The sequence below is a fragment of the Nonomuraea sp. NPDC051191 genome (genome assembly GCF_044455665.1).
Classification (GTDB): Bacteria; Actinomycetota; Actinomycetes; order Streptosporangiales; family Streptosporangiaceae; genus Nonomuraea.
Genome location: NZ_JBITEZ010000005.1, coordinates 408586 through 434340 on the forward strand (window position 1 = coordinate 408586; position 25755 = coordinate 434340).

At 71.9% G+C, this 25755-nt stretch carries 31 protein-coding genes; 23 read left to right on the forward strand and 8 right to left on the reverse strand.

Features of this window, described 5'->3' with window-relative positions; genetic code table 11:
• Positions 1–2: 2 nt before the first annotated feature.
• Both ligD and ACIA8R_RS16790 read right to left on the reverse strand, forming a co-directional pair.
• Positions 3–1004, reverse strand: a complete 1002-nt coding sequence (gene ligD / locus ACIA8R_RS16785; protein WP_397039049.1) for a non-homologous end-joining DNA ligase — start codon at positions 1002–1004, stop codon at positions 3–5.
• 48 nt (positions 1005–1052) lie between these two features.
• The gene (locus tag ACIA8R_RS16790) at positions 1053–1247 is read right to left on the reverse strand and encodes a hypothetical protein (protein WP_357705417.1); all 195 of its coding nucleotides are present in this window, start codon (positions 1245–1247) and stop codon (positions 1053–1055) included.
• A 421-nt stretch (positions 1248–1668) separates the two neighbouring features.
• Between ACIA8R_RS16790 and hisD the strand changes: the two genes are divergently transcribed.
• Genes hisD through hisF form a run of 9 tightly spaced genes read left to right on the forward strand, consistent with a single transcriptional unit; the run spans position 1669 to position 7670 of the window.
• Positions 1669–2985: a histidinol dehydrogenase gene (hisD, locus tag ACIA8R_RS16795; protein WP_357704337.1), complete on the forward strand. Its 1317-nt coding sequence runs from the start codon at positions 1669–1671 to the stop codon at positions 2983–2985.
• Entirely contained in the window at positions 2982–4067 is a 1086-nt protein-coding gene (locus tag ACIA8R_RS16800) for a histidinol-phosphate transaminase (RefSeq protein ID WP_357704339.1), read from the forward strand. Before hisD ends, ACIA8R_RS16800 begins: the two co-directional genes overlap by 4 nt.
• A complete protein-coding gene (hisB, locus tag ACIA8R_RS16805; RefSeq protein WP_357704341.1) occupies positions 4064–4657 on the forward strand; it encodes an imidazoleglycerol-phosphate dehydratase HisB in 594 nt (197 codons plus the stop codon). Before ACIA8R_RS16800 ends, hisB begins: the two co-directional genes overlap by 4 nt.
• Complete coding sequence (locus ACIA8R_RS16810; RefSeq protein WP_357704343.1) at positions 4654–4809, forward strand: hypothetical protein; 156 nt, start codon at positions 4654–4656, stop codon at positions 4807–4809. Before hisB ends, ACIA8R_RS16810 begins: the two co-directional genes overlap by 4 nt.
• The gene (hisH, locus tag ACIA8R_RS16815) at positions 4806–5441 is read left to right on the forward strand and encodes an imidazole glycerol phosphate synthase subunit HisH (protein ID WP_397039051.1); all 636 of its coding nucleotides are present in this window, start codon (positions 4806–4808) and stop codon (positions 5439–5441) included. Before ACIA8R_RS16810 ends, hisH begins: the two co-directional genes overlap by 4 nt.
• On the forward strand, positions 5438–5767 hold the full coding sequence (locus tag ACIA8R_RS16820; protein WP_357704347.1) for a hypothetical protein: 330 nt from the start codon (positions 5438–5440) through the stop codon (positions 5765–5767). The genes hisH and ACIA8R_RS16820 overlap by 4 nt, the downstream gene beginning before the upstream one ends.
• On the forward strand, positions 5768–6490 hold the full coding sequence (gene priA / locus ACIA8R_RS16825; RefSeq protein WP_397039053.1) for a bifunctional 1-(5-phosphoribosyl)-5-((5-phosphoribosylamino)methylideneamino)imidazole-4-carboxamide isomerase/phosphoribosylanthranilate isomerase PriA: 723 nt from the start codon (positions 5768–5770) through the stop codon (positions 6488–6490).
• Positions 6491–6522: 32 nt separating this feature from the next.
• Complete coding sequence (locus tag ACIA8R_RS16830) at positions 6523–6912, forward strand: Rid family hydrolase (protein ID WP_352326354.1); 390 nt, start codon at positions 6523–6525, stop codon at positions 6910–6912.
• Complete coding sequence (gene hisF / locus ACIA8R_RS16835; RefSeq protein WP_357704351.1) at positions 6909–7670, forward strand: imidazole glycerol phosphate synthase subunit HisF; 762 nt, start codon at positions 6909–6911, stop codon at positions 7668–7670. Before ACIA8R_RS16830 ends, hisF begins: the two co-directional genes overlap by 4 nt.
• Before the next feature lie 41 nt (positions 7671–7711).
• Here the strand turns inward: hisF and ACIA8R_RS16840 are convergent, their stop codons facing one another.
• From ACIA8R_RS16840 to ACIA8R_RS16850, 3 genes are all read right to left on the reverse strand, one after another.
• On the reverse strand, positions 7712–9073 hold the full coding sequence (locus ACIA8R_RS16840; protein WP_397039055.1) for a glutamine synthetase family protein: 1362 nt from the start codon (positions 9071–9073) through the stop codon (positions 7712–7714).
• 62 nt (positions 9074–9135) lie between these two features.
• A complete protein-coding gene (locus tag ACIA8R_RS16845; protein WP_185844438.1) occupies positions 9136–9297 on the reverse strand; it encodes a hypothetical protein in 162 nt (53 codons plus the stop codon).
• A gap of 163 nt (positions 9298–9460) precedes the next feature.
• Complete coding sequence (locus ACIA8R_RS16850; protein ID WP_397039056.1) at positions 9461–10090, reverse strand: TIGR03085 family metal-binding protein; 630 nt, start codon at positions 10088–10090, stop codon at positions 9461–9463.
• A 117-nt stretch (positions 10091–10207) separates the two neighbouring features.
• On the opposite strand from ACIA8R_RS16850, the gene ACIA8R_RS16855 reads away from it, so the two are divergent.
• Positions 10208–12010: an ABC transporter ATP-binding protein gene (locus tag ACIA8R_RS16855; protein ID WP_364092763.1), complete on the forward strand. Its 1803-nt coding sequence runs from the start codon at positions 10208–10210 to the stop codon at positions 12008–12010.
• Positions 12007–13785: an ABC transporter ATP-binding protein gene (locus ACIA8R_RS16860; RefSeq protein WP_397039058.1), complete on the forward strand. Its 1779-nt coding sequence runs from the start codon at positions 12007–12009 to the stop codon at positions 13783–13785. The genes ACIA8R_RS16855 and ACIA8R_RS16860 overlap by 4 nt, the downstream gene beginning before the upstream one ends.
• A 57-nt stretch (positions 13786–13842) precedes the next feature.
• On the opposite strand, the gene ACIA8R_RS16865 is transcribed toward ACIA8R_RS16860, so the two are convergent.
• Both ACIA8R_RS16865 and ACIA8R_RS16870 read right to left on the reverse strand, forming a co-directional pair.
• Positions 13843–14232 (reverse strand): ATP-binding protein, encoded by a 390-nt coding sequence (locus ACIA8R_RS16865; RefSeq protein WP_352326361.1) that lies wholly within the window; start codon positions 14230–14232, stop codon positions 13843–13845.
• Entirely contained in the window at positions 14225–15061 is an 837-nt protein-coding gene (locus ACIA8R_RS16870) for an MEDS domain-containing protein (RefSeq protein ID WP_364092738.1), read from the reverse strand. Before ACIA8R_RS16870 ends, ACIA8R_RS16865 begins: the two co-directional genes overlap by 8 nt.
• A 143-nt stretch (positions 15062–15204) precedes the next feature.
• Here ACIA8R_RS16870 and ACIA8R_RS16875 point away from each other — a divergent pair, with 143 nt between their 5' ends.
• The 9 genes from ACIA8R_RS16875 to trpA all read left to right on the forward strand — a co-directional run bounded on the left by ACIA8R_RS16875 (position 15205) and on the right by trpA (position 21590).
• Entirely contained in the window at positions 15205–15579 is a 375-nt protein-coding gene (locus ACIA8R_RS16875) for an STAS domain-containing protein (protein WP_364092761.1), read from the forward strand.
• Positions 15580–15587: 8 nt separating this feature from the next.
• The gene (hisI, locus tag ACIA8R_RS16880; RefSeq protein ID WP_357704361.1) at positions 15588–15923 is read left to right on the forward strand and encodes a phosphoribosyl-AMP cyclohydrolase; all 336 of its coding nucleotides are present in this window, start codon (positions 15588–15590) and stop codon (positions 15921–15923) included.
• 9 nt (positions 15924–15932) lie between these two features.
• Positions 15933–16583: a TIGR02234 family membrane protein gene (locus tag ACIA8R_RS16885; RefSeq protein ID WP_397039060.1), complete on the forward strand. Its 651-nt coding sequence runs from the start codon at positions 15933–15935 to the stop codon at positions 16581–16583.
• A 109-nt stretch (positions 16584–16692) separates the two neighbouring features.
• Positions 16693–17322, forward strand: coding sequence for a DUF4190 domain-containing protein (locus ACIA8R_RS16890; protein WP_364092732.1), 630 nt, complete (start codon positions 16693–16695; stop codon positions 17320–17322).
• Between the two features lie 144 nt (positions 17323–17466).
• Positions 17467–18054: a CD225/dispanin family protein gene (locus ACIA8R_RS16895; RefSeq protein ID WP_397039061.1), complete on the forward strand. Its 588-nt coding sequence runs from the start codon at positions 17467–17469 to the stop codon at positions 18052–18054.
• A 20-nt stretch (positions 18055–18074) separates the two neighbouring features.
• Positions 18075–18506 (forward strand): DUF2752 domain-containing protein, encoded by a 432-nt coding sequence (locus tag ACIA8R_RS16900; protein ID WP_397039063.1) that lies wholly within the window; start codon positions 18075–18077, stop codon positions 18504–18506.
• 119 nt (positions 18507–18625) lie between these two features.
• A complete protein-coding gene (gene trpC, locus ACIA8R_RS16905; protein WP_125630391.1) occupies positions 18626–19465 on the forward strand; it encodes an indole-3-glycerol phosphate synthase TrpC in 840 nt (279 codons plus the stop codon).
• Positions 19466–19467: 2 nt separating this feature from the next.
• Entirely contained in the window at positions 19468–20709 is a 1242-nt protein-coding gene (trpB, locus tag ACIA8R_RS16910; protein WP_397039064.1) for a tryptophan synthase subunit beta, read from the forward strand.
• A gap of 86 nt (positions 20710–20795) precedes the next feature.
• Complete coding sequence (gene trpA, locus ACIA8R_RS16915) at positions 20796–21590, forward strand: tryptophan synthase subunit alpha (RefSeq protein ID WP_357704371.1); 795 nt, start codon at positions 20796–20798, stop codon at positions 21588–21590.
• An 88-nt stretch (positions 21591–21678) separates the two neighbouring features.
• On the opposite strand, the gene ACIA8R_RS16920 is transcribed toward trpA, so the two are convergent.
• Entirely contained in the window at positions 21679–23406 is a 1728-nt protein-coding gene (locus ACIA8R_RS16920) for a beta-galactosidase family protein (RefSeq protein ID WP_397039066.1), read from the reverse strand.
• A 106-nt stretch (positions 23407–23512) separates the two neighbouring features.
• Between ACIA8R_RS16920 and ACIA8R_RS16925 the strand changes: the two genes are divergently transcribed.
• From ACIA8R_RS16925 to ACIA8R_RS16935, 3 genes are all read left to right on the forward strand, one after another.
• A complete protein-coding gene (locus tag ACIA8R_RS16925) occupies positions 23513–24352 on the forward strand; it encodes a helix-turn-helix transcriptional regulator (protein WP_357704375.1) in 840 nt (279 codons plus the stop codon).
• A 144-nt stretch (positions 24353–24496) separates the two neighbouring features.
• Positions 24497–25015, forward strand: a complete 519-nt coding sequence (locus ACIA8R_RS16930; RefSeq protein WP_357704377.1) for a MauE/DoxX family redox-associated membrane protein — start codon at positions 24497–24499, stop codon at positions 25013–25015.
• Complete coding sequence (locus tag ACIA8R_RS16935; RefSeq protein WP_364092723.1) at positions 24987–25751, forward strand: thioredoxin domain-containing protein; 765 nt, start codon at positions 24987–24989, stop codon at positions 25749–25751. Before ACIA8R_RS16930 ends, ACIA8R_RS16935 begins: the two co-directional genes overlap by 29 nt.
• The last annotated feature ends 4 nt before the right edge of the window (positions 25752–25755 follow it).

Below are 25755 nucleotides of genomic sequence, written 5' to 3' on the forward strand. Positions count from 1 at the left end.
GGTCAGCCCGCCGCCGCGTCCCCCGGGGCGAGGAACTCGGCGGTGCTCGCCTCTCCGGGTTCGCGGTCGGGGCGCAGGCCGCGCCAGGAGGGGTGGCGCAGCCGGCCGTCGCCGGTGACCTCGGCGTACTGGACCTCGCCGACGACGCGGGGCTCGACCCAGTGCGCGTGGCGGGCGTGCTCGCGCGGGACGGGCTCGTCGAAGGGCGGGTCGGGGCGTTCCAGGGGGGTGAGGAGGTCCTGGAGGTCGCGCAGCATCTGCTGGGTGAAGCCGGTGCCGACGTGGCCGACGTAGAGCAGGCGGCCGCGTGGGTCGTGGGCGCCGAGCAGGAGTGAGCCGATCATGCCCGACCGTCGTCCGCCGCCGGGGTGCCAGCCACCGATCACGACCTCGGCGGCGCTGACATTCTTGATCTTGGTCCATTCGCCGCTGCGCCGGCCGGGCCGGTACGGGGAGCCGAGCCGCTTGCACACCACGCCTTCGAGCCCGAGCTGGCGGGAGGAGTCGAAGGCGCGCTCGGCGTGGTCGGCGAACCAGACGGGCACCTCCCAGCGGAAGCCGGGCCGCAGGGTGTTCTCCAGCAGCTCGCGGCGTTCGCTGTAGGGGCGGCCGATCACGCTGTCGTCGTCGAGGTGCAGGATGTCGAAGGCCATGAACGTCACCGGCACCGCACGGGTCAGCTCGGCGACGGTGGCGGGGTTGCGCTGGTGCATGCGGGGCTGGAGGGCGGCGAAGCTGGGCCGTCCGGTCTCGTCGAAGGCGACGATCTCGCCGTCGATCACGGCCGCGTGCCGGCCGGTGGAGCCGGCCATGAGCTGGAGTTCGGGGTAGGCGGGGGTGATGTCCTTGTTGTTGCGCGACATCAGGCGGACCGAGCCGCCTTCGACGTAGGCGAGCGCGCGGACGCCGTCCCACTTCATCTCCACCGCCCACCCGGGGCCCTGGACGGAGGTCAGGGTGCCCAGCTGGGCCATCATCGGCGCGTAGGCCGGCAGCCGCACCATGGACTCTGCCGTACCCCAGGGGGTTGATCGACAGTGGCGGACCGGGGTCTACAAATGGTCAAGCGCGGTGTCTTCCACCAGTTCGCCGAGGTCCACGCCGTGTTCGCCCAGTTCGGAGACGGTCTTGCAGTAGCCGCGCAGGTACGTCCGGCCGTTGACGCGGTGCGAGACGCGCAGCAGTGGACGATCGTCGAGAATGATCGCCTCCACCAGGATGCCGCCGGGGGCTCGCCACTGTCCCATGCCGCCCAGCGTAAGCGAGTGGACATAATGGACATGTAATGCGAAAGGCGTGACGATGAGCCTTCGCCGCGCCGAGCGGGGCAAACAGTCGCAAGATTATTTTTAACTCCCCCAGAGTTTTCTTTGCCGCAGCATGTTAGACACCGGGCGATCCGGGCAGAAGGGGGCCAAGCCATTCCCCTGGCCGTGGTCGCGCCCCCGTGGCGGTCACGGCCTCTCGGCCCCGGCTTGGCCCGGTCCGGGGCTCTGGCGGGGGGGGGGGGGGGGGGGGGGGGGGGGGGGGGGGGGGGCGGGCCCCCGCGCCCCCCCCCCCCCCCCCCCCCCCCCCCCCCCCCCCCCCCCCCCCCCGTAACCCGCCTCACCTGCGTCCCGCATTCTGGACAGAACCGGATGCGGGGCCCGGACTCCGTAGACTGTCAGGGTGATTTCCCGTATTGACATGCGCGGTTCCCTCCCGGAGAACCTGCGCGACGTGCTGCCACGCGCCGAGCTCGACGTCGAGGCCGCCCTGGAGAAGGTGCGGCCCATCTGCGACGACGTGCGCCATCGCGGGGCGGCAGCCGTACGGGAGCTGACCGCCAGGTTCGACGGTGTCGAGATCGCCTCCGCCCGCGTCCCCGCCGACGCGATCCGCCGGGCGCTCGACGAGCTCGACCCCCGGGTCCGGGCCGCGCTGGAGGAGTCGATCAGGCGGGCCAGGCTGGTCCACCGCGACCAGCGCCGCTCCGACACCACCACGCAGGTCGTGCCCGGCGGCACGGTCACCGAGCGCTGGGTGCCGGTCGACCGCGTGGGCCTCTACGTGCCCGGCGGCCGGGCCGTCTACCCCTCCAGCGTGGTCATGAACGTCGTCCCCGCCCAGGAGGCGGGTGTCGCCTCGCTGGCGGTCACCAGCCCCGCCCAGAAGGAGTTCGGCGGGCTGCCCCACCCCACCATCCTGGCCGCGTGCGCGCTGCTCGGCGTCGACGAGGTCTACTCCGTGGGCGGGGCGCAGGCCGTGGCCATGTTCGCCTACGGCACCGAGGAGTGCGCGCCCGCGACCATGGTGACCGGCCCCGGCAACATCTGGGTCGCCGCCGCCAAGCGCCTGCTCAAGGGCCGCATCGGCATCGACTCCGAGGCCGGTCCCACCGAGATCGCCATCCTGGCCGACGAGACCGCCGACCCGGTGCACGTCGCCGCCGACCTGATCAGCCAGGCCGAGCACGACACGATCGCCGCCGCCGTCCTGGTCACCACCAGCCCCGAGCTGGCCGAGGCGGTCGAGAAGGAGCTGCCGGGCCAGGTCTCGGCCACCCGCCACTCCGAGCGCATCACCGAGGCGCTGGGCGGCCGGCAGTCGGGCATCGTGCTGGTCTCCTCGATCGACGACGGCCTCAAGGTCGTCGACGCGTACGCGGCCGAGCACCTGGAGATCCACACCGCCGGCGCGGCCGAGGTCGCGGCCAGGGTGCGCAACGCCGGGGCGATCTTCGTCGGCACCTACGCGCCGGTCTCGCTCGGCGACTACCTCGCCGGGTCCAACCACGTGCTGCCCACGGGTGGCTGCGCCTGCCACTCCAGCGGCCTGTCGGTGCAGTCGTTCCTGCGCGGCATCCACGTCGTCGACTACACCCGCGAGGCGCTGGCCCAGGCGGCGGCCCACGTGTCGGTGCTGGCCGACGCCGAAGACCTGCCGGCGCACGGCGCCGCGATCCGCGCCCGTTTCGACTGGCGAGTCCCCACGGAGTCAGAGTGAATCCCGCCGACGTGACGCTCGACGACCTGCCCATCCGCGACGACCTGAAGGGCCGCTCGCCCTACGGCGCGCCGCAGATCGACGTGCCGGTCCGGCTCAACACCAACGAGAACCCCTATCCGCCCTCGCCCGCGCTGGTCGCCGACCTGGCCGAGGCCGTCGCCGCGAACGCGGGCGAGCTCAACCGCTACCCCGACCGCGACGCCACGCGGCTGCGCGCCGAGCTGGCCGCCTACCTGGGCCACGGGCTGAGCCCCGACCAGGTGTGGGCGGCCAACGGCTCCAACGAGGTGCTCCAGCAGATCCTGCAGGCCTTCGGCGGCCACGGGCGCACCGCGATCGGGTTCGAGCCGTCGTACTCGATGCACCCGATCCTCACCACCGGCACCAGCACCGAGTGGATCGGCGCCCTGCGCGAGGACGACTTCTCGCTCGACCCCGGCAAGGCCGTCGCGGCGATCGAGGAGCACCGGCCCGACATCGTCTTCCTGGCCTCGCCCAACAACCCGACCGGCACCGCGCAGCCGCTGTCGACGATCGAGGCGGTGCTCGCCGCCGCCCCGGGCGTGGTGGTGATCGACGAGGCCTACGCCGAGTTCGCCCGCGAGGGCACCCCGTCGGCGCTGACGCTGCTGCCGCGCCACCCCAGGCTGATCGTCACCCGCACGATGTCCAAGGCGTTCGCCATGGCCGGCACGCGGCTGGGCTACCTGGCCGCGCATCCGGCCGTGGTGCAGGCGCTGCTGCTGGTGCGGCTGCCGTACCACCTGTCCACGCTCACCCAGACGGCCGCGCGCGTCGCCCTGCGCCATCGCGACGAGCTGCTCGGCACGGTCGACGCGCTGCGCGCGGAGCGGGACGCCACGGTCGCGTGGCTGCGCGGCAAGGGGCTGTCGGTGGCCGACTCCGACGCCAACTTCGTGCTGTTCGGGCGGTTCCCCGACCGGCGCGCGGTGTGGGAGGGGCTGCTGGCGCACGGCGTGCTCATCCGCGAGGTGGGCCCGCCAGAATGGCTGCGTGTGTCGATCGGCACCGGCGAGGAGATGGCGGCCTTCCGCGCCGCGATGGAGGAGGTTCTGTGAGTCGCGTAGGGCGCGTGGAGCGGGCAACGAAGGAGACCTCGGTCCTGGTCGAGGTGGGCCTCGACGGCACCGGCCTGGTCGACGTCTCGACCGGGGTGGGCTTCTTCGACCACATGCTGGCCCAGCTCGGCAAGCACGGTCTGTTCGACCTGACCGTCAAGACCGAGGGCGACCTGCACATCGACGCCCACCACACGATCGAGGACACCGCGCTGGCGCTCGGCGCGGCCTTCCGCCAGGCGCTGGGCGACAAGTCCGGCATCCGGCGGTTCGGCAGCGCGTCGTGCCCGCTGGACGAGTCGCTGGCCCAGGTCACGGTCGACCTGTCCGGGCGGCCGTACCTCGTGCACAGCGAGCCCGAGGGCATGGCCCCGATGATCGGCCCCGACTACGACACGACGATGACCCGGCACATCCTGGAGTCGCTGGTGGCCCAGGCGGCCATCTGCCTGCACGTGCACGTGCCGTACGGGCGCAACGCCCATCACATCGTCGAGGCCCAGTTCAAGGCGCTGGCCAGGGCGCTGCGCGAGGCGTCCGAGCTCGACCCGCGCGCCTCGGGCGTGCCGAGCACCAAGGGCGTGCTGTGACCGACAATCTCATCGCCGGCGTGATGGTGTTCCTCGGCCTGTTCCTCGGCGGAGGGGTGTTCTCGCTGGCCAAGCAGGGTCTCAAGGTGGGCGCCGCGGTCTGCGCGGTCGGCGCGGCGATGGCGATCACGGCGGGGGTGTTGTGGTGGTGAGCAAGAACATCGTGGTGCTCGACTACGGCTCGGGCAACCTGCGCTCGGCCGAGCGGGCCCTGGCCAGGGTGGGCGCGGACGTCACCGTGACCGCCGACTTCGACGCGGCCCTCGACGCCGACGGGCTGGTCGTGCCGGGCGTCGGCGCGTTCGCGGCCTGCATGGCCGGGCTCAAGGCCGTCCACGGCGACCGGGTCATCGGCCGCCGCCTGGCCGGTGGGCGTCCGGTGCTGGGCATCTGCGTCGGCATGCAGATCCTGTTCGCCAGGGGCGTCGAGCACGGCGTCGAGACCGAGGGCTGCGGCGAGTGGCCGGGCACGGTCGAGCGGCTGGAGGCGCCCGTGCTGCCGCACATGGGGTGGAACACGGTCAAGGCGCCCGCCGACAGCGTGCTGTTCGCCGGGCTCGACGCCGACACCCGCTTCTACTTCGTGCACTCCTACGGCGTGCGCGAATGGGAGCTCCAGCCGGCCGACCAGGGCTTCGCCGCGCCCGTGGTGACCTGGGCCGAGCACGGCGTTCCGTTCGTGGCCGCCGCCGAGAACGGCCCGCTCATGGCCACCCAGTTCCACCCCGAGAAGTCCGGCGACGCCGGAGCCGCCCTGCTGAGGAACTGGCTAGAGACGGTATGAGCAAGGAGCGGGCGCGCCGGCGGGCCGTGCGGGAGGCCGAGCGGGCGCGCGCGATCCGGCTCAACGAGGAGCGGCAGGCGCGCCGGGCCCGGCGCCGCGCCCTGACCGCCCGCCTGATCCCGCGTCCGGTCAGGTTCGCCCGGCAGGGCGGCCTGATCGCCCGCCGCCACCGCGCCCAGAACGTCGCGGTGGCGCTCGGCTTCCTGATCGTGCAGGCGATCGTGTGGCTGGTGTGGGGCTCGCCGGCGCTGAGCCTCGCCGTGTTCGTCTTCTCCCTGCTGCTCGCACCCGTTGTCGTGACCCTCGCTTTCGACCGGAGGACCTGAATGTCGCTCGTATTGCTGCCCGCCGTGGACGTGGCCGATGGCCAGGCCGTACGCCTCGTCCAGGGGGAGGCCGGGACCGAGACCGGCTTCGGCGAGCCGCTCGCCGCGGCGCTGGCCTGGCAGCAGGCGGGCGCCGAGTGGGTCCATCTGGTCGACCTCGACGCCGCCTTCGGCAGGGGCTCCAACAAGGAGCTGATCAGCGAGGTGATCGGCAAGCTCGACGTCGACGTGGAGCTGTCGGGCGGCATCCGCGACGACGAGTCGCTGGCCGCCGCCCTGGCCACCGGCTGCCGCCGGGTCAACATCGGCACCGCCGCGCTGGAGAACCCCGACTGGTGCCGCAAGATCATCGCCGAGCACGGCGACCGGATCGCCGTCGGCCTCGACGTGCGCGGCACCACGCTGGCCGCCCGCGGCTGGACGAAGGAGGGCGGCGACCTGTGGGAGGTGCTCGACCGCCTGGAGGCCGACGGCTGCCCCCGCTACGTCGTCACGGACGTGACCAAGGACGGCATGCTCCAGGGCCCCAACCTCGACCTCTACCGGCGTATCTGCGCACGCACCGACAAGCCCGTGATCGCCAGTGGCGGAGTGTCCAGTCTTGACGACCTGGTGGCACTGGCTTCTCTCGTCCCGGACGGAGTGGAGGGAGCCATCGTGGGCAGGGCCCTGTACGCTCACGCGTTCACTCTGGAGGACGCGCTGGCCGCGGTACGCGTTTAGCTTCGCCGGGAGGGGGCGGAATGAGCGTCAGCATGGAAAGCACCGGTCCGAGGGTGTTTTCGGGCGGCATCTGGGAGGAGAAGTACGGCTACGCCCGCGCCGTGGTCGTGGGAGAGCGGGTGATCGTGTCCGGGTGCACGGCCACGATCGACGGCGAGGTGCGTCACGTCGGCGACGCCTACCGGCAGAGCCTGACCGCCATCGACATCGCGCTCGACGCCGTCGAGGTCGGCGGCCTGACCCGCGAGGACGTCGTCATGGTCCGCTACTACGTGGTGGAGCAGCGCCACTTCGACCTCGTCGGCCGGGCCATCTACGAGGTCTTCGGGCACGTGCGGCCCGCCTGCACAGGAGTGAGGGTCGCCGGGCTGGTCGACCCTCGAATGCTGGTCGAGATCGAAATCGAGGCACTACGAGCATGACCGTAGCGGTAAGAGTGATCCCCTGTCTCGACGTCGACGCCGGACGGGTCGTCAAGGGCGTCAACTTCGAGAACATGCGCGACGCGGGAGATCCGGTCGAACTGGCCAGGCGCTACGACGAGGAGGGCGCCGACGAGCTGACCTTCCTCGACATCACCGCGTCGTCGGGCGAGCGGGAGACCATGCTCGACGTGGTGCGCCGCACCGCCGAGCAGGTGTTCATCCCGCTCACCGTGGGCGGCGGCGTGCGCGCGGTCGACGACGTCAACCGGCTGCTGCGGGCCGGGGCCGACAAGGTGTCCCTGAACACCGCGGCCATCGCCAGGCCCGAGCTGCTGACCGAGGCGTCGCGGCGGTTCGGCGCGCAGTGCGTGGTGCTGTCGGTCGACGCGCGCCGGGCGCCGGGCATGCCCAGCGGGTTCGAGGTGACCACCCACGGTGGCCGGCGCGGCACGGGCATCGACGCCGTGGAGTGGTCGGCGCGCGGCGAGGAGCTGGGCGTGGGCGAGATCCTGCTCAACTCGATGGACGGCGACGGCACCCTCGACGGCTACGACCTGGAGCTGCTGCGCGCGGTGCGCACGGCGGTGCGGGTGCCGGTGATCGCCAGCGGCGGGGCCGGCCGGCTGGAGGACTTCCCGCCGGCGATCGCGGCCGGGGCCGATGCCGTGCTGGCCGCGAGCGTGTTCCACTTCGGCACGCTGAAGATCGGCGACGTCAAGGAGACGCTGCGGATGGCGGGCCACCCGGTCCGCTGAGACCGCCCGCCGGCCTCGCCCGCGCGAGGCCGGCGACCGGTTCAGAACACCCGCATGTGGTGGTAGAGCTCGTAGGAGACGTCCTGGGCGGCGAACGCGGCCGCCTCCGAACGCTTGACCGCCAGGTACGCCTCGCGCCGCAACGGCCCGAGCGCCTCCATGAGCACCTCGTCGGCCTCCAGCGCGTCGAGCGCCTCCTCCAGCGAGCCGGGCAGGCGCTGGTAGCGGCCGGGCAGGGTGTCGGGATCGACGTCCACGGCCTCGCCCGGGTCGAGCTTGCGCCGGATGCCGTCGAGCCCGGCGTGGATGACCGCGCCGAGCGACAGGTACGGGTTGGCCGAGGAGTCCGACGGCTTCAGCTCCAGGTTCGGCTCGCCGCTCTCGCCCAGCGGTGAGCACACGCGCACGGCCGCCTCCCGGTTGTCGGGGCCGTAGACCGCGTACGCGCTGGACCACATGCGGGGCACGAGCCGGCGGAAGCTGTTGACGCTGCCGCAGGTCAGGGCGGTCAGGGCGGGCAGGTGGGCGATCAGGCCGCCGATGAAGCCCGTCCGCACGTCGCCGTCCTCGGCGAACAGGTTCCGGGTGTCGCGCCACAGCGACAGGTGCAGGTGGGCGCCGTTGCCGGCCTGGTCGGCGAGGGGTTTGGGAGCCAGCGAGGCCCACATCGACATGCGCATCGCGACGCCGCGCACGGTCTCGCGGTAGAGCACGTGGTTGTCGGCGGCGCGCAGCGCGGGGGCGTGGCGCACCGACAGCTCCTGCTGACCGGGGCCGAGCTCGGGATGGTAGTGCTCGACGCGCAGGCCCTGGGTCTCCAGGGCGCGGACGAGCTTGATCGCGTAGTCGTGCGCGGTGTCGAAGCCGGTGTTGGCATAGCAGAGAGTGTCGTCGAGCGGCACCAGCCGGTCGGGGCCGCCACCGGGGTCGGGCAGGCGGCGGCCGAGCGTGAACTCGGGCTCGAAGGCCGCCTCGATCCGGTAGCCGTCGGCGGCCAGCTCCGCCACGGCGTCCTTGAGGAACGTGCGGGCGCAGGCTTCCCATGGTGAGCCGTCGGGACGGCGAAGGTCCGACAGCATCGCGGCGGCGCCCGGCGCATGGGGCAACGGGACGAACGTGGCGGGGTCGGGGACAATGCGAACCTCGCCCACCGGACCCAGATGCTCGACCTCCTGGAGCTGGTCGAGCATGTTCATCGCCATCATGGCCACCGTGTGCCCGATGCCCGAGTTGAGCCGTTCGGCCAGCCGGGACCGGGACGCCGCCTTGCCACGGACCACGCCACCGTGGTCGGCGTACAGGAAACGGATCAGCTCGACGCCCTCAAGCTCGGCCCGTTCGAGGACGCGCCGGGCCTGCGGATCGAGCTGATGGATCTTGGTGCCGCTGGGGCGATCTCTCATCCTGCCTGCGTAACACGATCTGTCAGCGCGTGGAAGCACCCAGCGCGGACAGAACGCGAACGTCAGGTCAGAACGTTCGTAAAGAAGACCGCCAATTGGTTGGCTCCTTGGACAATTCCATCAAACACGCCGTTGACCGCGGCCGCCGCCTGGGCCGGCCGGGTGAACAGGTAGAAGACCACGAACGCCACCAGAACGTACGTAGCCACCTTCTTGACCTGCATGGGGGGCCTCCTGCAGTCCATTCCCAGCCGTATATACCCGGATCTGGGCGATCACGGTCATCTTCTGTGAAGATGTCCAAGATCCTAACCGGGGGGCTTCTTTCCTGTGCCATCGTACGTGCTGAAGGTTTAAGACGAAGGGTTTCTGCGCCGAGGGTTTCGGTCAGAATCCGAGCCGGGCTTCGGTTGCCCGGGTCACCGCCGGGTCGTCGCCGGTCAGCTCCACCCTGGCGTGCGCCTGCCGGCCGAAGCAGAACAGCAGGAGCTCCTGGGCCGTGCCGGTGACCTGCACCTTGGCGCCCTCCCGCGCCCCGCCGAGCGCGACCCCGCCGCCGGTGCGGCGCAGCACCAGCCGCACGGGCGAGCGGCGCAGCATGAGCCGGGCGCCCGCCGCCACCCGCTTCCAGATGAGCCGGTCGAGGTCGGCCGGCAGCTCGCGGGGCTCCCATCCGGGCTGGGCGCGGCGCACGTCCTCGTGGTGGACGAAGAACTCCAGCGTGTTGACCGCCGTGTCGAGGAAGGGCAGCAGCCCGTAGACGCCGCCCGGCCGGCGCACGATGCCCACCAGCTCGGGGTAGGGGTGCTTGGCCTTCAGGCCGTTCTGGACCGAGGCGGTGTAGCCCGCCAGCGCGGAGATCCCGATGCCGCCCATGGCGTCCGGCCGGCGCTCGCGGAGCACGAGGTGGGCGGCCAGGTCGTAGGTGTTCCACCCCTCGCACAGGGTGGGCGCGCCGGGACCGAGCCGGTCGAACAGGTCGCAGAGCGCGGCGCGTTCGCCACGAGCGTGAGTCACCCGGCCAAGCCTACCTGTGGGAATAAGGAGCTGATCTGACGTGATAGGGACATAGATAGAAATTTCGACGTTTGAAGGGAAAAATATCGAGTGGCGAGCAAGGTCACCTCGGCCGTCATGCGTCAAGGGCTGCGTGTCCTTGGGGTGGCCATTCGCACGGAGAGAGCCGTGTTCGCGATGGCCGCGCTGGCCAGCGCGGTCTACGGCGGCATGACCGTCGCCTCCGCCTGGGCACTGGGCTGGGCGACGCAGAACGTGGTGCTGCCCGCCTTCGACCGGGGCGAGACCGCCGCCGGCGCCCTGTGGACCGGGGCCGCGCTCATCGTCGGCACCGCGCTGCTGAAGGCGATCGGCGTGGCCGGACGCCGCATCCTGGCCGGCGTCGTGCAGTACCGCATGCAGGCCAGGTCGCGCAGGGACGTGACCAAGCAGTACCTGCGGCTGCCGCTGTCCTGGCACCACCAGCACCCGACCGGGCAACTGCTGTCCAACGCCAGCGCCGACGCCGAGGCCGCCTGGGCGCCGCTCGCGCCGCTGCCGATGGCCGTCGGCGTGCTGGTCATGCTGTTCACCGCGGCCATCGCCATGGTCTTCACCGACCTCGTGCTCGCCCTGGTGGGCTTCCTGATCTTCCCGGCCATCGCCGTGCTGAACCTGATCTACCAGCGCAGGCTCAGCCCCCTGGCCACCCGCGCCCAACAACTGCGCGCCGAGGTCAGCGAGATCGCCCACGAGAGCTTCGACGGCGCGCTGGTCATCAAGACCCTCGGCCGCGAGGAGCTGGAGACCGACCGCTTCCGCCGCCGCGCCCACGAGCTGCGCGACGCCAACATCGCCGTCGGCCGGGTGCGCGGGCTGTTCGACCCCATGCTGGAGGCGCTGCCCACGATCGGCGTGCTGGCCGTGCTCGCGGTCGGCGCGCTGCGCCTGTCCACGGGCGCGATCGACTCCGGCGACCTGGTGCAGGTCGCCTACCTGTTCACGCTGCTGGCCTTCCCGATCAGGGCGCTGGGCTGGGTGCTGGCCGAGCTGCCGCGCAGCGTCGTCGGCTGGCAGCGGGTGCAGGCCGTGCTCGACGCCGAAGGCTCCATGGACTACGGCGACACGCCGGTGGCCTCGTCCGGGCCCGCCGAGCTCAAGGTCGCCGGCGTGTCCTACGCCTACGGCCAGGCCGAGGTGCTGCACGACGTCACCTTCGACGTGCCGCCCGGCCGTACCGTGGCCCTCGTCGGGCCGACCGGGTCGGGCAAGTCGACGCTGGTGCAGCTTCTCGCCCGGCTCGTCGACCCCGCCTCCGGGCAGGTGCTGCTCGACGGCGTGGACGTGCGCGACCTGCCCTACGGCGCCATCGCCGCCTCCGCCGCGCTGGTGCCCCAGCAGACGTTCCTGTTCGACGACACCGTACGCGGCAACGTCGCGCTCGGCCTGGACACCGGCGACGAAGACGTGTGGGCGGCGCTGCGCCTGGCCCAGGCCGACGGCTTCGTCGGCCGCCTGGGCGACGGCCTGGACACCCGCGTCGGCGAGCGCGGCGCGTCGCTGTCCGGCGGCCAGCGCCAGCGCATCGCCCTGGCCCGCGCGGTCGTCCGCCGCCCGCGCCTGCTCATCCTGGACGACGCCACCTCCAGCGTGGACCCCCAGGTCGAGGCCAGAATCCTGCACGGGCTGCGGGACACCGCGCACGCCTCCACCGTCGTGGTCGTCGCCTACCGCATGGCCACCATCGCCCTGGCCGACGAGGTGGTCTACCTCGACCACGGCCGGGTCGTGGACCGCGGGACCCACGAGGAGCTGCTCGTACGCTGCCTCGGATACCGCAACCTGGTGACCGCCTACGAGCGCGAGGAGGCCGAACGGGCCGCCATCGACCTGGCCCCGGCCCAGGACGCCGAAGAGGAAGAGGAAGAGGTCAGCGCATGAGCGAGGCGCTCCAGGGCAACGTCGAGCGGTCCGCGCTGGCCACCATCTGGCACGGCCTGTCGCTCACCCCCGAGTTCCGCAAGGGGCTGGCCGGCACGCTGGGGCTGGCCGTCGTGGCGACCGTCGGCAAGATCATCGTGCCCATCGCGGTGCAGCAGACGATCGACACCGGCATCAAGTCCGGCACGCCGGACCTGCCGTACATCACCCGGGCCGTCCTGGTGTGCGCCGCGGCGGTGGTGCTGACCGCGCTGGCCGGCTACATCATGAACGTGCGCCTGTACAAGGCCACCGAGTCCTCGCTGGCCAGCCTGCGCGTCCGCGGGTTCCGGCACGTGCACGACCTGTCGGTGCTCACCCAGAACAGCGAGCGGCGCGGCGCGCTGGTCTCGCGGGTCACCAACGACATCGACCAGATCAGCACGTTCATGCAGTGGGGCGGGCTGATGATCATCGTGGCGTTCGGCCAGCTCTTCGTGGCCAGCGTGCTCATGCTGGTCTACTCCTGGCAGCTCACGCTCCTGGTGTGGGCGTGCTTCGTCCCGCTGGTGATCGCGCTGCCGCGCTTCCAGCGGTTGTTGTCGCGGGCGTACACGACCGTGCGCGAGCGCACCGGCGACATGCTCGCCGCGGTCAGCGAGTCCGTCGTCGGCGCCGCCGTCATCAGGGCCTACGCCTCCGAGCGGCGCACCGCCGAACGCATCGACAGGTCCGTGGACGCCAACAGGGCCGCGCAGATCAAGGCCCAGACCATCGTGGGCTTCGTCTTCCCGCTGACCGAGATCGTGGCCGCGCTGGCCATCGCCGGGATCGTGCTGCTCGGGGTCAGGCTCGGGGTGTCCGGCGACATCACCGCGGGCAAGCTGGTGGCCTTCCTCTTCCTGGTCACGCTGTTCGTCTCGCCGCTGCAGACCGCCACCGAGGTGCTGAACGAGGCCCAGAACGCGGTGGCCGGGTACCGCCGCATCCTGGGCGTCCTGGACACCCCGCCGGACGTCGCCGACCCCGGTGAGAAGGGCGTGCTGCTGCCCCGGGGCCCGATCTCGGTGGCCTTCGAGAACGTGCACTTCTCCTACCCGGGCGGGCCGCCCGTGCTGCGCGAGGTCTCGCTGGAGATCCCGCCGCGCTCGCGGATCGCCGTCGTGGGCGAGACCGGGTCGGGCAAGACCACGTTCGCCAAGCTGCTGACCCGGCTCATGGACCCCGTCGGGGGCCGTGTCACCGTGGACGGCCACGACCTGCGCGACGTGCGCTTCTCCTCCCTGCGCGAACGCATCGTCATGGTCCCCCAGGACGGCTTCCTGTTCGACGGCACCCTGGAGGACAACGTCCGGTACGGCAGGCCGCCGGCGACCCGCGAGGAGATCCAGCTCGCGATGACCGAGCTCGGCCTGGCCGACTGGGTCGAGGGCCTGCCCGCGGGCCTGGACACGCCCGTCGGCCAGCGCGGCGAGTCGCTGTCGGCCGGGGAGCGCCAGCTCGTCGCCCTGGCCCGCGCCTACCTCGCCGACCCCGACCTGCTGCTGCTGGACGAGGCCACCTCGGCCGTCGACCCGGCCACCGAGGTGCGCCTGGCCCGCGCGCTGGAGGGCGTCACCAGGGGCCGCACCGCCGTCTCGATCGCCCACCGGCTCTCGACGGCGGAGAACGCCGACGAGGTGCTGGTGTTCGACGCCGGACGCCTGGTGCAGCGCGGCCCGCACGCCGAGCTGGTCAGCCGGCCCGGCGTCTACGCCGGTCTGCACGCCTCCTGGGTCTCGGCGGCGCACTCCTAGCCGGGCGCGACGGTTTCCCGGTCGGGTGCGACGGCTTCCCGTCGAGCGCGGCGGCTCCTAGTCGAGGGCGGCGGCGAACGTCACGCTCGTGCCCGCCGGGCCGGACACGATCGTGATGTGGTCGCACAACATCCGGGTCAGCCACAGCCCCCGCCCGCGGAACTCCAGCCCCGCGGGCGGGCGCGCCTCGCCCATCCAGCCGGGCGGCAGCCCCGGGCCCTGGTCGGTGACCTCGCACCACAGCCGGCCCTCGCCCGACCACAACCGCAGCCGCCCCTGGCCGCCGCCGTGCAGGACGGCGTTGGTGGTGACCTCGTTGACCGCCAGCACGAAGTCCTCCAGCCGCCGCCCGCTCAGCCCTTCGTAGGCGGCCTGCTCGGCCACGGCCCTGCGCAGGAACGTGATGCGCCCGCGCGCGAAGGTCGCGCGGAGCACCTGCCTACCCATCGCCCACCCGGCGGACGACGACGTGCGTGTCGGCCCTGACCAGCCGGAGCACCCGGGCCACCCGCTCGGCGCAGACGACCACGGTCGAGCCGTAGGGCCTGGCCGCGGCCGTGACGGTCAGCAGCCGGGCCGAGCCGGCGTCGATGAAGTCGAGGTGGGAGGCGTCGATCACGACCTGCCCCGGCTCCTTCTCCAGCGGCGACAGCACCGAGCCGAACGCCGGCCTGTTGGTGAGGTCGACGTCGCCCCACACCCGCAGCCCCGGCGGGGAGGAGGTGTTGGCGAAGCGCAGCAGGGCCTGCTCGGGGGCGATGGGGTGGACCGCGGTGGCCCGTTCGATGGCGTCGAGGGGGAACAGCTCGCGGTCGTACTGGCACACCGCGGCCAGCCAGCGCTCGCCGAACAGCTCGTTGGCCGCGGCCTCGAAGGCGGCCTGGGCCTGCGCGTCGCGCGCTCCCCAGGAGGCGTCGATCAGGGCGTAGACGCCGTGCTGGCCGTGCCTGCGCGCCCGGTGGTGGGCGTCGGCCAGGCCGTGCAGCAGGCGGTCGGGGTCGAGGCGGCCGTCGGTGAAGTGCGTCTCGGCGCAGGAGAGGATCTCCACCTGCCCGGCGGCCTCGGCGTCGTCGAACCCGGGGATGAGCGGCGCCAGCCAGCCCCGGGTCTGCTCCGGGGTCTCCGCATGGGTGATGATCATCACCTTGGTCCGGCGGCGCAGCCCGTTGAGTGTGAACTGCCTGGTCGTCGTCATGCGCTGCCGGTCGCCCTCGAACGGCAGGCAGACGTGGTCCCCCAGATCCGGGTCGAGGACCGAGCCCGCGACGTGCACCACGATGTGTCCTCCCTAGCACGCGTCGCCTAGAAATTACCGTGATGCCCGCGATCACGTAGCGCGTTCTCGGCAAAACACACCGTTACCCGATGCGGGCCGGTGTACGTTTTCGGCGGGGCCGCCCAGGAAGGGTCGTGAAAGGCATGGGCGTGGACGTTCTGGAGACGACGCACAGCAGGCACGGGGAGATCGTGGTGGTCGGCCTCACGGGCGAGGTCGACGTCGACAACGTCGACCGGGTCAGGAGGTGCCTCGACGAGGCGGTGGAGGCGTACGGCCCGCGGCTGGTGGTCGACCTGACCGGGTTGACCTTCATCGACACCACGGGGCTCGGGGTGCTGGTACGCCAGCTCGCCGCGTTGCGCGACAGGAACGGCACGATGGCGCTGGTGGCCTCCGACGGCCAGGTGCTGCGACGGCTGCGCAGGACGAACCTGGCGGCCCTGTTCCCGATCCACGGCACCTTGTCCGAGGCGCTGGCCCAGCCGGAGGCGGGAGCACGAGGGCGGGCTGGTTGAATGGCAACATGTCCCTCGACCCCGAGATCGCCGCACGGCTGAAGCGCAACGCGGACGGCCTCGTGCCCGCCGTCGCCCAGCAGCACGACACCGGCGAAGTGCTCATGATGGCCTGGATGAACGACGAGGCGCTGCACCTCACGCTCACCACCGGCCGGGCCACCTACTGGTCGCGCAGCCGCGACGAGCTGTGGGTCAAGGGCGACACCTCCGGGAACGTCCAGCACGTCAAGAGCGTGGCCCTCGACTGCGACGGCGACACGATCCTGCTCAAGGTCGACCAGGTCGGCGCGGCGTGCCACACCGGCGACCACACCTGCTTCGACGCCGGCCTGATCGGTTAGGGCCGCGAGATGGCCTCCGACAACGGGCGGCGCGAGCTGTGGGCGTGGCTGGGGCTCACCGTCCTGGGCAGCTGCCTGGTGCTGCTGGCGGCCGGCCGGGGCTGGGTGCGGGTGCTCGGCGGGCAGGCCGCCGACGCGGTGGCGCCCACCGGCGGCGACCTGAGCCCCGTGCTCACGCCGCTGGGGCTGGCGGGGCTCGCGGGCGTGGTGGCCGTGCTGGCCACCAAGGGCGCCGGGCGCAGGGTCGTCGGCGCGCTGGTCGCGCTCTGCGGCGCGGGCGCGGCGGCGGGCACGTGGTCGGCGCTGGCCTCGGCCACCGTCACCGGCTGGCTGCGCGAGCACAACGCGATGCGCGCGATGGCCGGCCTGCCCTGGGAGCCGGTGCCGGCCTGGCCGGTCGTGGCCGGGCTCGGCGCGTTCCTGCTGCTGGCCGGCGGCGTGCTGGCCGTGGTGCGCGGCGGCAGGTGGACGGGCATGTCGGGCCGCTACGAGAGGGCCGCCGCCACAAGCGGAGACGGAACCGGCGACCGGGCTGACGACCGGGCTGACGACCGGGGCGGCGCGGTCGCGGCCTCCGCCCGCAGGGCCCATGACGACCGCGAGCTGTGGGACGCGCTCGACCGCGGCGACGACCCGACAGAGTCCCCGGATCGCCGTTGAGGTCGGTAGTCACGAAATCTCCACGGTTCTGAACCTGTGTCTGCTTGGCAAACCTTTTCTCAATAAGCTGCCGTTGCAACTCGCCGAGAACACAAGAGGAGCCAGGCTCATGAGCTACGGGGACCAGGGCGGCAGCGGGGGCTACGGCGCGCAGCCACCCGGCGGAGGCTACGGCCAGCAGCCGCCCACCGGCGGCTACGGTCAGCAGCCTCCGAGTGGCGGCGGTTACGGTCAGCAGCCCCCCAGCGGTGGCGGCTATGGCCAGCAGCCCCAGAGCGGCGGCTACAACCAGCAGCCGCCCGGCGGTTACGGCTACAACCAGCAGCCGCCGAGCTACCCCCAGGAGCCCCTCGGCTACGGGCAGCAGCCGCAGCCCCCGAGCGGCGGCTACGCCCAGCCCGGCTACGGCCAGCAGGGTTACGGCCAGCCCGGCTACGGCCAGTACGGCGCCCCCCAGCAGCCCCGCTCCACCAACGGCATGGCGGTGGCCTCGCTCATCCTCGGCATCGTCGGCCTGGTCACCTGCGGCGCGACCAGCATCGTCGGCGTCATCCTCGGTCACATCGCGCTCAACCGCATCAAGCGCACGGGGGAGGAGGGCCAGGGCATGGCGATGGGCGGTTTGGTGACCTCGTACATCATGGTCGTGCTCTTCGTGCTGCTCTTCCTGCTGTGGGGCGGGGCCCTGCTGACCCTGATCGGCCTCGGCTCGGCGGCCTCCGTCAGCGACTACTCGTGAACGGACGGGGCGCAGCGTGACGCCTCGCTTGCGGTGTGATTACGAATTGTCCGCAACGTGGGCGTTAGTCCACGTAGGGGATGCTTTCTCGCTAGGCTGCCGCGCGCAACTCGCTTCACGATGACGACATGAGGAGTCATGAGCATGAGTTACGGAAACCAGGGCGACGGTGGTTACGGCGCCCAGCCGCCCGGCGGCGGTTACGGCCAGCAGCCGCCGAGCGGTGGTGGCGGTTACGGCCAGCAGCCCCCCAGCGGTGGCGGTTACGGCCAGCAGCCCCCCAGCGGCGGCGGCTACGGCCAGCAGCCCCCGAATGGCGGCGGCTACGGTGAGCAGCCCCCCGGTGGTTACGGTCAGCAGCCCCCGAGCGGCGGCGGCTACGGCCAGCCCCCCGGTGGCGGTTACGGCCAGCCGCCCGGTGGTTACCCCGGTGGCGGCTACGGCCCCGGTGGCGGCGGCACCCCGCCGGACAACCAGCTGGTCCCGGCGCTCCTCACCACCCTGTTCTGCTGCCTGCCCCTCGGCATCGTGGCGATCGTGAAGTCGTCGCAGGTCAACTCCAAGTGGCAGGTCGGCGACTACCAGGGCGCCATGCAGGCCGCCGAGGAGGCCAAGACCTGGTGGAAGCGCAGCCTGATCTTCGGCATCATCGCCATCGTGCTGCTCATCATCTTCTACGTGGTGGTGTTCGTCCTGCTCGCCGCCTCCACGAGCAGCTACGGCTCTTACTGACGGACGGGGACACCGAGAGCATGAACATCGCAACAACCGGGCGGCGGGGGACGAGACGGCTGAAGGGCCTGCTCGCGCCGCTCGGTGTTGCGGCCGCGGCGGGGGCCGTGTTCGGCGTGGTCGGCGTGGTCGACCCCAACCAGCCCGGCCACTACCCGACCTGCCCGTTCCTGTGGGTCACCGGCCTCTACTGCCCGGGCTGCGGCACGCTGCGCACCATCCACGCGCTGGCCCACCTCGACCCGGTGGTCGCCCTCGGGCTCAACCCGCTGGCCGTGGCCATGATCCCGTTCCTGCTGTTCTGGTGGGGGCGGTGGGTCGTACGGGCCTGGCAGGGCAGGCCGCGGCGAACCACTCTGGCGCATCCGGCGTGGCTGTGGGCCTTCATCGGGGTCGTGATGGTCTACTGGGTCGTCCGAAACCTTCCCTTCGGGGCGTTCCTCGCGCCCTAGTACGGGCCCTGTGGCGAGGTGACCCCGGTGGGGCCGATACCATCGCAGGACAAGGCCGAGAGCGGACGCGAGGCGAACTCTCTGCCACCCCCACTGTCAACCGGAGGGACCCCAAGCGCGTGAGTGAGCGGACGGAAGGACCGAGTGTCCTCGACGACATCCTCGAAGGGGTGCGCGCCGATCTCGCCGCACGTCAGCAGGCCGTGTCGATCGACGAGCTCAAGCGGCGAGCCGAGCGGGCCCAGGGGCCCCGAGACGCGATGGCCGCACTCGGGGGTGACAGGATCTCGGTGATCGCCGAGGTCAAGCGGTCGAGCCCGTCCAAGGGCGCGCTCGCCGCCATCGCCGACCCCGCCGCGCTGGCGGCCGACTACGAGGCCGGCGGGGCCCACGTGATCAGCGTGCTGACCGAGCGGCGCAAGTTCGGGGGCAGCCTGGAGGACCTGGCGGCCGTCCGCGCCCGCGTCGACATCCCCATCCTGCGTAAAGACTTCATCCTCACCTCCTACCAGCTCTGGGAGGCCCGGGCCCACGGCGCCGACCTGGCGCTGCTGATGGTCGTCTGCCTGGAGCAGGAGGCGCTGGTGTCGCTGATCGAGCGGGCCGAGTCCATCGGGCTCACCCCGCTGGTCGAGGTGCACACCGAGGAGGAGCTGGAGCGGGCGGTCGCCGCCGGGGCACGGGTCATCGGGGTCAATGCGCGTAATTTGAAGACTCTTGAGGTCGACCGTGACGTCTTCGCCAAGCTGGCGCCGAAGATCCCGGATAATGTGATCAAGATCGCCGAGTCGGGCGTGCGCGGCCCGCACGACCTGCTCGCCTACGCCAGGGGTGGCGCCGACGCCGTCCTGGTGGGGGAGAGCCTGGTCACCGGCAAGGATCCGCGCAAGGCGGTGGAGGCGCTGGTGACCGCCGGCGCTCACCCGTCGACGCGCCCCGACCACTCAGCAGAGGGATAGCAGTGGCTAACGAAGGCTCCATCCTCAGCGCCGCCGACCTCGATGGCGGCGCCGCGTACGGCAACGACCCCGACCTGCACGGCAAGTTCGGCATCTTCGGCGGCCGCTACGTGCCCGAGGCGCTCATCCCGGCGCTCGACGAGGTGGCCGCCGTCTATGAGAAGGCCAAGACCGACGCGCAGTTCCTGCGCGAGTTCGACCACCTGCTGCGCACCTACGCGGGCCGGCCGACCACGCTGACCGACGTGGCTCGCTTCAGCGAGGAGGCCGGCGGCGCGCGCGTCGTGCTCAAGCGGGAGGACCTGACCCACACGGGCGCCCACAAGATCAACAACGTGCTCGGCCAGGCGCTGCTGACCAAGCGCCTGGGCAAGAAGCGGGTGATCGCCGAGACCGGCGCGGGCCAGCACGGCGTGGCCACCGCCACCGCGGCCGCCCTGCTCGGCCTGGAGTGCGTCATCTACATGGGCGCCGTCGACTGCGAGCGCCAGGCGCTCAACGTGGCGCGGATGAAGCTGCTCGGCGCCACCGTGGTGCCGGTCCACAACGGTTCCAAGACGCTGAAGGACGCCATCAACGAGGCGTTCCGCGACTGGGTGACCAACGTCGACACCACCCACTACCTGTTCGGCACCGTCGCCGGCCCCCACCCGTTCCCCGAGATCGTGCGCGACTTCGCGCGCATCATCGGCGTCGAGGCCCGCCGCCAGATGCTGGAGCTGACCGGCAAGCTGCCCGACGCGGTGTGCGCGGCGGTCGGCGGCGGCAGCAACGCCATCGGCATCTTCCACGCCTTCATCGGCGACGAGGGCGTGGCCCTGCACGGCTACGAGGCCGCCGGTCACGGCCTGGAGAGCGGCGAGCACGCGCTCACCCTCACCGCCGGTTCGGTGGGCGTGCTGCACGGCTCGCGCACGTACGTGCTGCAGGACGACGAGGGCCAGACGATCGAGTCCCACTCGATCTCGGCCGGGCTCGACTACCCGGGCGTCGGCCCCGAGCACGCCTGGCTGAAGGACTCCGGCCGCGCCACCTACCACGGCGTCACCGACGACGAGGCCATGGCGGCGTTCGCGCTGCTGGCCAGGACCGAGGGCATCATCCCGGCCATCGAGTCCTCCCACGCGCTGGCGGGCGCGCTGAAGCTGGGCCGCGAGCTCGGTCCCGAGTCGACGATCCTGGTCAACCTGTCCGGGCGCGGCGACAAGGACATGGGCACCGCGATGAAGTACTTCAACCTCTGACGCCCTCGCCCGCGCGGCGCGGAACACCCTGAGACGGCCTGCGGCAGGGCATCATGGGTGGGACTCGACCTTCGAAACGGACAGACATGACGACTCTTCAGACGGTTTTCGCCAAGGCGAAGGCGGACAACCGGGCCGCGCTCGTCGGCTACCTGCCTGCCGGCTTCCCGTCCAAGGACGGTGCGATCGCCGCCGCCGCGGCCCTGGTCGAGGCGGGCTGCGACGTCATCGAGATCGGCCTGCCCTACTCCGACCCGCTGATGGACGGCCCGACGATCCAGGACGCGGTGCACCGCTCGCTGGTCAACGGCACCCGCATCGCCGACGTGATGCGCACGGTCGAAGGGGTCGCCGCCACCGGGGCCGCCACGCTCGTCATGACGTACTGGAACCCGATCGACCGCTACGGCGCCGACCGGTTCGCCCGCGACCTGGCCAACGCGGGCGGCGTGGGCACGATCACGCCCGACCTGACGCCGGAGGAGTCCGAGCCGTGGCGCCGGGCCTCGGCCGAGGCGGGCATCGACACGGTCTTCCTGGTGGCGCCCAGCTCCACGGAGGAGCGCATCAAGGCCGTGGTCGACTGCTGCACCGGCTTCGTCTACGCCGCCTCGCTGATGGGCGTCACGGGCGCCAGGGAGAGCGTCAACTCCGCGGCCGAGGGCCTGGTCAAGCGCACCCGCGAGCACACCGACCTGCCCGTGTGCGTGGGCCTGGGCGTCGGCACGGGCGCGCAGGCGGCCGAGGTGGCCCGCTACGCCGACGGCGTGATCGTGGGGTCGGCGTTCATCCGCCGCATCCTCGACGCGCCCGACGAGGCCGCGGGCCGTGAGTCGATCATGGCGCTGGCCGGCGACATGGCGCGCGGCGTGCGCCGCTGACCCTCATCGTGGCGAAGGCGCGTCCCCTGGGCGGGGGCGCGCCTTTTCGTCGTGCTCATCTCGGAGGTGCCGAGCGGGGTGGCGGAGGTCAGCCCAGGTCGGGGGTGGTGCGGAGGTCCAGTGCCCGGCCCACCTGGTCGAGTTCGAGGACGACGATCTCGTTCGTCCCGGCGCGCAGCAGCGGGGCCGGGACGTAGAGGGTGCGCTGCGGGCCGCGGTCCCAGTAGCGGCCCAGGCAGAAGCCGTTCACCCAGACGTACCCCTTGCCCCAGCCGGGCAGCGCCAGGAACGTGTCGGCGGGTTCGTCCACCTCCAGGAGGAAGCGGAAGAACGAGCGCGGCCCGGCGTCCGCGCCGTCGGCGAACGGCACCGCCGAGACGTCCTCCAGCGGGATCGGCCGCGCGCTCCACCCGTTCAGGTACTGCTGGTGGTGCAGCACCCCGCCGGTCAGGCCCTTGTTCTCGCCGGTCAGCGGCCCGTAGTTCGTCCGTCCCATCGACTCCACCAGCAGCTCCACCGTGGCGGGGCCGGACACCGACACCTCGGGCTCCTCGGCGTCGCGCTCGAACACCCCGGCGAGCCGGCCGTCCACGAGCACGTGCGCCCGGTCACGCAGCCCGGGCAGCCTCAGCCGGTACGCGCCCCGCGGCCCCGGCACCTGCCCCCGGTACAGCACCAGGCCGTGCTCCAGCCCCAGCTCCTCGAACGACGGCGGCACCGGCGCGTGCGTCTCGGGCCCCGCCACCGCCTCCAGCGCCTCCAGCAGCGGCACCGACTGGACGGGCCGCAGCGTCGCCGGCGGCAGCACGTCCGGGACCGGCGGCACCGCGGGCGGCTCGCCCGTGTACCGCGACAGCACCTCGCGGAAGCGCCAGAACTTCTCGGTCGGCGCCCCGCGCTCGTCGATCGGCGCGTCGTAGTCGTAGGAGGTCACGGTCGGCCGCCAGTCGCCCATCGCCCGCTCGCCGGCCTGGTTGGCGCCCGCCCGGGCGCCGAAGTTGGTGCCGCCGTGCGCCATGTACAGGTTCACCGACGCGCCGAGTTCGAGGATGCGCTCCAGGACGGCGGCCGCGTCGCCGGCGTCCCTGGTCATGTGCTTGTGGCCCCAGTGGTCGAACCAGCCGCACCAGAACTCCATGCAGAACGGCGGGTCGTCAGGCCGGTGCCCGCGCAGGACGGCGAACGCCCGGTCGGGGTCGGAGCCGAAGTTCACCGTGGCCAGCACGCCCGGCAGGGTGCCGCCGGTCAGGTACCAGTCGGCGGGGCCGTCGGAGGTGAACAGGGGCACCTCGACGCCCCGGGACGTCAGGCCGTCCGCCAGGTGGCGCAGGTAGGCCTGGTCGCTGCCGTAGGAGCCGTACTCGTTCTCCACCTGAACCATGATCACGTTGCCGCCGCGCGTCACCTGCCGCTCGGCGACCTGCGGGAGCAGCCGGTCGAAGTAGCGGTCCACGTGGCCCAGGTACTCGGGGTCGGAGGTCCTGACCCGGCCGGTGAGCCAGGTGGGCAGGCCGCCGTTGTCCCATTCGGCGCAGATGTACGGCCCCGGCCGCACGATCGCCAGCAGCCCCTCCTCGGCCGCCGCGTCCAGGAACGCGCCCAGCTCCTCCATCCGGCGGAACTCGCCCCTGCGCGGCTCGTGCAGGTTCCACGGCACGTACGTCTCGACCGTGTTCAGGCCCATCGCCCGCAGCATCGCCAGCCGGTGCCGCCACTGCCCGGGATGCACCCGGAAATAGTGCATGGCCCCCGACAACACCCTGAAGTCCGCGCCGTCGAGCCGGAACACTCCGTTCTCGACCGAGAAAACACCCATAACTCTTCCTCCGGTAGGATTTCGCGCCCCGCATCCTGGCCGAGACCGCAGGTCAGCGGCCATGGACAAACCCAGTCAACCTGTTGGACTCACCCGCGGAGACCGCATGACGCCGCCCTACGACAAGTGGATGCGCTACCTCACACCCGGCCCCGCCCACCGGGGGCTCGGCCTGGTGTGCCTCGGCGTCGGGCGCCAGGAGGGGCGGCTGCCCACGGTCGGGCCGCGTACCCTGCAGCACCACGTCGCCGTCCTGGTCACCGCGGGCCGCGGCTGGTTCTCCCAGGCCGACGGGCCCGTCGTGGACGTCGTGGCGCCGGCCGTCATCTGGCTCCTGCCCGGCGTGTCCCACCACTACGCGCCCGACGAGGCCGGCTGGGACGAGTGGTTCGTCGACTTCGCCGGCCCCTCCGCCGCCGTCTACCAGGACCTGGGCTTCGTGGACGCGGACAACCCGGTCACCCCCCTCACCACGGCCGAACCGGCCGCCCACGCCATCGGCCGCATCGCCCAGGCGTGCCGCAGGGGCGGACCGTACCTGGAGGTGGAGACCTCGGCCATCGTGCACGAGGTCCTGGTCGCCCTCAGGCGCGCCCGCGCCGACGAGGACCCGTACGGCGATCCGGTGCTGGCGGGGCTGGCCAGGGACGCCTGCCTGCCGGTGCCGGTGGCCGAGCACGCCAGGCGCCTCGGTATGCCGCTGACCGAGCTGCGCCGCGCCGTACGACGGCTGGCCGGGTGCAGCCCCAAGGACTACGTGCTGTCCATCAGGCTCAACCGGGCCAAGGACCTGCTGGCCACCACCGACCTGCCCGTGGCCGCCGTGGCCCGGCGCGTCGGCTATGCCGACCCGGCGTATTTCACCAGGTTGTTCACCCGCCGCGCCGGTCTGCCGCCCAGCGAATTCCGGACGCAGCAGTATCGTGGACTTCCTACCATGAAGTGAACGGGACTCTGTCTTAGCCGACCCTTATCCCGAGCGTGATCGGATGATGTCCCGGTACTGTGCGCATTCCCGGCGCAGAGAAAGAGGAGATCATCCGTGGTCGCGTCACAACCGTCACGCAACGGCAGAACGGCGATACCCTGGGTGACGACCGTCGCCCGGCTGATCCTGGGGGGCGTGCTGATCGCGGCGGGCGCGCTGAAGATCGGCAACCCGTCCGACTCGGTGGTCGCGGTCAAGGCGTACCAGTTGCTGCCCGAGTCGATCGCCGAGATGGTGGGCTACATCCTGCCGATCCTGGAGATCGTCGTCGGCGTGCTGCTGGTCGTCGGTCTGCTGACCAGGGTGGCCGCGGTGATCGCCGCGCTGCTCATGTTCGCCTTCGTGTTCGGCATCGCCTGGGCCTGGGCGCACGGCCTGCGGATCGACTGCGGCTGCTTCGGCGGCGGCGGCCAGCTGGAGTCAGGACAGGAGCCGGCCTATCTGCTCGACATCCTGCGCGACTTCGGCCTGGTGCTGCTCGGCGCGTGGACGGTCCGCTTCCCGCCGGGACGGTTCGCCCTCGACGGGGCGCTCGGACTGGCGGGTGCCGAGGAAACAGGTGACGAGGAACCAGGTGACGAGGAGATCGAGGATGAGCAAAGCCCAGCGCACCAAGTCTGACCGGAACATGTCGGCGCGCGACAAGATCAGAGAGCAGCAGGCCGCCGCACGCGCCCAGGAGCGGCGCAAGAAAGTGGTGACCTACACGACCGCCGCAGTGGTCGCGGTGGCCGCCGTCGGCCTCGGCGCCTGGTACACCATCAGCTCCTCCAAGTCGGAGGAGGCCGGGGCCGGGCTCGCGCCGATCACCGTGCAGCCCGACGGCAGCGCCGTGATGGCCCAGGCGGGCGTGACCCAGCCGGTGGTCGACATCTACGAGGACTTCCAGTGCCCGGTCTGCAAGGAGCTGGAGCGCGTCAGCGGCCAGACCTTCAAGAACCTGGCCGCCGAGGGCAAGGCCAAGGTCGTCTTCCATCCCATCACGATCTTCTCCAGGGAGCCGACGAAGGGCAACTCCGTGCGCGCGGCGGCGTCCGCCCGCTGCGTGGCCGACGGCAAGCAGTGGATGGCCTTCCACGACCTGATCTACAAGAACCAGCCGGCCGAGACCGTCGAGGGCTTCAAGACCGACCAGCTCGTCACGTGGGGCAAGGAGGCCGGTGTCACCTCGCCCGATTTCGAGAGTTGCGTCACGTCCCAGAAGCACGCGCCCGCCGTGCTGACCGACAGTGCGAAGATCATGGAGAAGCAGGCGATCGAGGGCACGCCCACCGTGAAGCTCAACGGCACCAGCATCGGCGAGGCGGCGTTCTCGCCGCAGCAACTTCGCGATGCGGTCACGAAGGCCGCCAAGTAGCCGC